This window comes from Cupriavidus phytohabitans (assembly GCF_017815025.1).
Taxonomy (GTDB): domain Bacteria; phylum Pseudomonadota; class Gammaproteobacteria; order Burkholderiales; family Burkholderiaceae; genus Cupriavidus.
Map to the genome: position 1 here is coordinate 98,755 of NZ_JAGIQB010000024.1, position 6,318 is coordinate 105,072.

At 70.4% G+C, this 6,318-nt stretch carries 6 protein-coding genes; all 6 read right to left on the bottom strand.

The window, feature by feature from the left end:
• Positions 1 to 52 precede the first annotated feature (52 nt).
• The 6 genes from J8I34_RS18040 to J8I34_RS18065 all read right to left on the bottom strand — a co-directional run bounded on the left by J8I34_RS18040 (position 53) and on the right by J8I34_RS18065 (position 6,106).
• Positions 53 to 1,258: an acetyl-CoA C-acyltransferase gene (locus tag J8I34_RS18040; protein ID WP_209806637.1), complete on the bottom strand. Its 1,206-nt coding sequence runs from the start codon at positions 1,256 to 1,258 to the stop codon at positions 53 to 55.
• A 16-nt stretch (positions 1,259 to 1,274) separates the two neighbouring features.
• Complete coding sequence (locus tag J8I34_RS18045) at positions 1,275 to 1,730, bottom strand: MaoC family dehydratase (protein ID WP_029049932.1); 456 nt, start codon at positions 1,728 to 1,730, stop codon at positions 1,275 to 1,277.
• Between the two features lie 284 nt (positions 1,731 to 2,014).
• Positions 2,015 to 2,827 carry an SDR family oxidoreductase gene (locus tag J8I34_RS18050; RefSeq protein WP_209775351.1) on the bottom strand — a complete coding sequence of 271 codons (813 nt, stop codon included), beginning with the start codon at positions 2,825 to 2,827 and terminating at the stop codon, positions 2,015 to 2,017.
• A complete protein-coding gene (locus J8I34_RS18055) occupies positions 2,824 to 4,053 on the bottom strand; it encodes an acyl-CoA dehydrogenase family protein (protein ID WP_209806638.1) in 1,230 nt (409 codons plus the stop codon). The genes J8I34_RS18050 and J8I34_RS18055 overlap by 4 nt, the downstream gene beginning before the upstream one ends.
• Positions 4,050 to 5,219, bottom strand: coding sequence for an acyl-CoA dehydrogenase family protein (locus J8I34_RS18060; RefSeq protein ID WP_209806639.1), 1,170 nt, complete (start codon positions 5,217 to 5,219; stop codon positions 4,050 to 4,052). The genes J8I34_RS18055 and J8I34_RS18060 overlap by 4 nt, the downstream gene beginning before the upstream one ends.
• 11 nt (positions 5,220 to 5,230) lie before the next feature.
• Positions 5,231 to 6,106 (bottom strand): SDR family oxidoreductase, encoded by an 876-nt coding sequence (locus J8I34_RS18065; protein WP_209806640.1) that lies wholly within the window; start codon positions 6,104 to 6,106, stop codon positions 5,231 to 5,233.
• Between the last annotated feature and the right edge of the window lie 212 nt (positions 6,107 to 6,318).

Below are 6,318 nucleotides of genomic sequence, written 5' to 3' on the forward strand. Positions count from 1 at the left end.
CTCCCCGCCCCCACTGGCGTGGGAGAGGGGAGAAAGCTAGCGGCAATGCTTCCTACGGCAGGACGTCAAACAGCGCCGCCGCCCCCATGCCGCCACCAATGCACATCGTCACCACCGCCTGCTGCACGCCACGGCGCCGGCCTTCGATCAACGCGTGCGCAGTCATGCGCGCGCCCGACATGCCGAAAGGATGCCCGACCGAGATCGCGCCACCATTCACGTTCAGCCGTGCATCGGGGATACCCAGCTTCTGCTGGCAGTACAGCACCTGCGAGGCGAATGCCTCGTTCAGCTCCCACAGGCCAACGTCCGCCACCGTCATGCCGTAGCGCGCCAGCAGCTTCGGCACCGCGAACACCGGGCCGATGCCCATCTCGTCCGGCGCACAGCCGGCGACCGCCATGCCGCGATAGCGCCCCAGCAGGCGCAAGCCACGGCGGCGCGCCTCATCCGCGCTCATCAGCAGCACTGCGGCGGCGCCGTCCGACAGTTGCGAGGCATTGCCGGCGGTGATGTGCTCGCCCTCGGCCACCGCCTGCCCGCCGCTCCAGACGGGCTTGAGGGCCGCCAGGCTTGCGGCCGTGGTATCGCGCCGGTTGCACTCGTCCTGTGCCAGCGTCACGGTCTCGTGACCGGTCAGTGCGCCGGCCTTGTCGAACAGCGCTCGGCGCGTTTCCAGCGGCACGATCTCGTCGTCGAAGGCGCCGCGCCGCTGCGCCTCGGCGGTGCGCTGCTGGCTGCGCCAGGCATAGGCATCCTGCTCGGCGCGGCTGATGCCGTAGCGGCGCGCCACCACCTCGGCAGTCTCGATCATCGCCATGTACGCCGCCGGCTGCCGCGCCAGCACCGCTTCGGACTGGGCGCGGAAGCCGTTCTTGTGCTTGTTTTGCGTCAGCGAGATCGATTCAACGCCGCCGGCGACGATGATGTCGGCCTCGCCGCACTGGATCGCGCGGGCACCGGCTGCGATCGTCATCAGGCCCGAGCCGCACATGCGGTCCATGGTCATGCCAGGCACGCTGTCCGGCAGGCCGGCCGCCACCGCGCACAGGCGGCCCAGGTTGTAGCCCTGGGTGCCCTGCTGCGCGGCCGCGCCGATCAGCACGTCGTCCACTTCGGCCGGGTCCACCCCCGCGCGCTCGACCACCGCGCGCACCACGTGGCCGCCCAGCACCGGGGCTTCGGTATCGTTGAAGGCACCGCGGAAGGCCTTGCCGATTGGGGTGCGCGCGACGGCGACAATGACTGCTTCATTCATGCTCGGTTCCCTGTTTTCAGAAGTAGTAGCGGCTGATCGTCTCGGCCACGCAGGCGGGCTTGCCCTCGCCCTCGATCTCCACCGTCATGCGCACCACCGACTGCACGCCGCCTGGCAGCGTTTCGGTCCGCACCAGTTCGCCCACGCCGCGCACGCGCGCACCGACGCGCACCGGCGCCGGGAAGCGGACTTTGTCGCAGCCGTAGTTGACGCCCCACTTCATGCCTTCGACGGAAACCAGCTCGGGCAGGAACTGGTTGACCAGCGCGAGGGTCAGGTAGCCGTGGGCGATGCAGGCGCCGTAGGGGCCCTGGGCGGCGCGTTCGGGATCGACGTGGAGCCACTGGTGGTCGCCGGTGGCATTGGCGAACTGGTTGACCTGGTCCTGGGTGATGCGGGTCCAGGGACTTTCACCGAGGGACTGGCCGACGGCGGCGTGGATGTCTTCGGCGGAGCGAAAGATTCTTGGCATGTGTGTTTCCAGCTTTGTTTCGAATACCAACGTGCTTCCTGGTCAGAACAGGTTCCAGGTTCTCGTGGCGAACGCACATCACCGCGACGCACGCAGCCAGCGCCCTGCGTGAAAGCTCCCCTCTCCCACAACGTGGGAGAGGGGTGGGGGTGAGGGCCGGAGCATCAACGAAGTGACGCGCGTCGCTATGGCCAACGCCCGCTCCCACCCCCGGCCCCTCTCCCGCAAGCGGGAGAGGGGAGCAAACCCTTAGCGGACGAACCGCGACCAGCCGAAAGAGACGCTCACGCCCGCTGGCTGCTCACCGGCAACACCTCCCCCGTCATATACGAGGCATAGTCGCTCGCCAAAAACACCATCACGTTGGCCACTTCCCACACCTCCGCCGCACGCCCGAACGCCTCGCGCTCGCTGAGCTGGCGCAGCAGATCCGCCGGTGCCGACTTCTTCAGGAAGTCGTGCAGCGCGATGCTGGGCGCCACCGCATTGATGCGCACGCCAAACTCCGCGGCCTCCATCGCGCTGCAGCGCGTCAGCGCCATCACCCCGGCCTTGGCCGCGGCGTAGTGCGACTGCTCCTTCTGCGCCCGCCAGCCGAGCACCGACGCGTTGTTGACGATGGCGCCGCGCCGGCGCGCCTGCATGTGCGGCAGCATCGCGCGCGTCATGCGGAAGGTGCCGGTGAGGGAAATATCGATCACGCGCGACCACTCGGCATCGTCCATATCAACTAGGCGGCGCGAGCCGCCCAGGCCGGCGTTGTTGATCAGCACGTCGGTACCGCCGAGTGCTTCTTCGGCGGCGGCCACGAGTGCGCGTACCTGCGCTTCGTCTGACACATCGCACAGCTGGCCGTGGATGGCCTGCAGCCCGGTTTCCGCGCGCAGGCGTTCGACGGCTTCTTCCAGGCGCTTCGGATGGATGTCAGAAATCATCAGCGCGCGGCAGCCCTCCTCCGCGCAGCGGCGCGCGGCGGCGAAGCCGATGCCGGCGCCCGCCGCGGCGGTGATCAGGACGCTCTTGCCCGCGAGCAGCTGGTGGCCGGGCACATAGGCCGGCGCGGCGGGAAATTCGGCAATGTCGGTATTCAGGGTCATGACTGTCCTCGGGCTTCGCGCGGCATGCCCAGCCCGCGTTCAGCGATGATGTTGAGCTGGATTTCGTTGGTGCCGGCGTAGATGGTGTCGGCGCGCGAGAACAGCGCCATCTGCTGCAGCCGGGTGCGGCGCACATCGCCCCCCTCGCCCCCCTCGCCGGCATCGAGCACATTGGCCAGCGGGCCCAGCACGTCCAGCGCCAGCTGGCCCAGGTCGCGGTGCCAGTTGGACCAGTAGTACTTGTAGATCAGCGCCTCGCGCTGCAGCGCGAGATCGGCATCCCGGCCATCCTGTCCCGCCTGCGCCGCACCGGCCAGCATGCGCAGCGCATTGGCGCGCATCACGCGCAGCCCGGCCCACGCGCGCGCGATGCGCTGGCGCACCAGCGCGTCGCGGCTGCTGCCGTTGTCGCGCGCGGCCTGCGCCACCCATTCCAGCTCATGCGTGAACTGCATCTGCTGGCCGAGCGTGGAGATGCCGCGCTCGAACCCGAGCAGCGCCATGGCGATGCGCCAGCCGTCGCCGGGCTCGCCCAGCACGTCGGCGGCCGCGGCGCGCGCGCCGTCGAAGAAGACCTCGTTGAACTCCGCGCCGCCGCCCATCTGGCGGATCGGGCGGATCTCGATGCCGGGCTGGTCCAGCGGCAGCATCAAGAAGACCAGCCCCTTGTTGCCGCGCGAGCCGGGCTCGCAGCGCGCCAGCACGAAGATCCAGTCGGAATCGTGCGCGAGCGAGGTCCATACCTTCTGGCCACTGACCAGCCAGTCGCCGCTGGCGGCATCGCGTACCGCGCGCGTGCGCACATTGGCCAGGTCCGAGCCCGCGCCGGGCTCCGAATAGCCCTGGCACCAGAACGTCGTGCCGTTGCGGATGCCGGGCAGCAGGCGCGCCTTCTGGTCTTCAGTGCCGAACGCGATCAGGGTCGGGCCGATCAGGCCTTCGCCGATATGGCCCATGCGGCCCGGGCCGCCGGCGCGCGCGTATTCCTCGTGGAAGATCACCTGCTGCATCACGGGCAGCTCGCGGCCGCCATGCGCACGCGGCCAGCCCAGCCCGGTCCAGCCGCCCTCGGCCAGGCGCCGTTCCCACGCCTTGCGCAGCTCGGGAAAGGCTTCTTCGTCGCCGGGGCCGCCACGGTGCTTCAGGCAGGCAAACTCGCCGGCCAGGTTCTCGGCCAGCCACTGCGCCACCTCGGCGCGGAATGCCGACTCTTCATTCGCTTTCATGCTGTCCTCCATGCCTGCGGGCCGTTGGCGGCGATGTAGGCAAGCGCGGCGCCGGCCCCGCCCAGCCACTGGCTGGCGGCCTGCGCGCGCTTGAAATAGAGCTGCGGGTCGTATTCCCAGGTAAAGCCGACCCCGCCATGCAGCTGGATCGCCTCCTGCGCGCTGAAGCGCAGCGCGTCATCGGCCGCGACGGACGCGGCGGCGATTTCAAGGCGCGCGTCGGACATGGCGACCGCTTCCCAGGCCTGCGCCGCGCCATACACCGCCGAGCGCGCGGCCTCGACCAGCACCATCATCTGCGCGCAGCGGTGCTTGACCGCCTGGAACGAAGCGATGGCGCGGCCGAACTGGATGCGTTCCGACGCATAGGCAACGGTCAGGTCCAGGCATTGCTGGGCCGCGCCGAGCTGCTCGGCAGCCAGCATCAGCTTGCCGTGCCACCAGGCGCGGGCCATGCCCTGCGCCGCGTCGTCCCCGCGTACCAGGCAGGCACTTGCCGGAACGACCAGGCCGTCCAGCCGCAACGAAGCCAGTGGCCGCGTGCGGTCGAGCGTGTCCAGCGGCGCCAGCACGAAGCGCGCATCCTGCGCCAGCGCAGCGGGCTCCAGCAGGAACAGCGCGGGCGAGCCGCTCACATCACCCGCGAGCCGCGCCGGCACCAGCAACCAGTCGGCGCCCGCGGCATCGGCCACCTGGGCGGCGCTGCCGCGCAGCACGAAGCCGTCCGCGCTTGCCTGCGCAGTGATCGCGACGCCGTCGTAGTGCCAGCCGCCATCGTCCGGCAGCACCACCGCGGCGCGACGCTCGCCAGCGGCCACACGTTCCAGCCACTGCGCACCGTGGCCGGCGCAGCCCTGCAGCCACGGCGCCGCCACGCAGGCCGTCGACCAGAACGGCACGCAGGCCAGGCGCTGGCCCAGTTGCTCCTGCAGCAGCGCCAGCCCCGGTGCGCCCAGGCCTGCGCCGCCCACCGCTTCGGGCAGCGCGATGCCGCACCACCCAAGCTCGCCCGCAATCGCTCGCCACAGCGAGTCATCGTGCGCCGGACCCGCCTCGGTCGCGCGCCGCACCGCCGCCGAGTCGCTGTGCGTGGCGAGGTAGTCGCGCGCGCTGTCGCGGACCATCAGGTGTTCGACGCCGAATCCGGCTGAATTGGTAAAGTCCATGGCCGTGCCGCTCAGCTGCCGTAGACCGGCTGGGGCGGCTGCGACTGCGCCAGCAGTCCGGCCACTGCGGCGCCCAGTTCGGCCGGCTGCCAGCGCCCGCCCATGTCGGCTTTCGGCCCGGTGCGCCAGCCGTCGGCCACGGACACCATGCCGCCGGCCGCCTCGAACATGCGCCCGTTGACCTGCGCGGAATCCGCGCTGCCCAGCCACACCACCAGCGGCGCGACGTTGGCCGGGTCGTAGTAGTCGAAGCCGCCTTCCGGCGCCTTCATCATGTCGGCAAAGACCTGCTCGGTCATGCCGGTGCGAGCGGCCGGCGCCAGCGCGTTGGCGGTGATGCCGTAGCGGCCCAGTTCGGCGGCCTGCACCAGCGTCAGTGCGGCAATGCCGGCCTTGGCGGCGGCGTAGTTGGACTGCCCGACCGAGCCCTGCAGGCCCGCGCCGGAGCTGGTGTTGATGATGCGCGCGTCGACAGCGCGGCCGGCCTTGGCGGCATCACGCCATCGCCTGGCCAGCAAGTTGGCCAGGCAGAAGTGGCCGCGCAGGTGCACGCGCATGACATCGTCCCAGTCCGCCTCGGTCAGGCTGACGAACATGCGGTCGCGACAGATGCCGGCGTTGTTGACCAGCACATGCACCTCGCCGAAGGCCGCGACCGCGGCATCGACGATGCGCTGCGCGGTGGCAAGCTGCGTGATGTCGTCATCGCTGGCCAGGGCGCTGCCGCCAGCGGCACGGATCTCCGCGCAGACCGCCTCGGCGGCCTCGCGCCGGATGTCGTTGACGACCACGTTGGCGCCCTCGGCGCCGAAGGCCAGCGCGTAGGCGCGGCCCAGCCCGCCGCCGGCGCCGGTGATGATGACGGTGCGTGCGTCGCAGATTCCCATGGCGCTCTCCTCAGGGTCTATTCGCACGTGAAACGTGCGCGCGTTGGCCCGAGCCGGGGCCAGATACGCGAAGGGCGTCGCCGCAAAGGGTCATTCCCTTTGCAAGGCGCCCGACAAAGTAGATGGCCCCGGCTCGGGCCAACCCAAAGGGCAAGGGGGAGTCGCGGCGCAGTGCTAGGCGCTGGCCGCTTGCTTGGAATCACCAAGCGGCG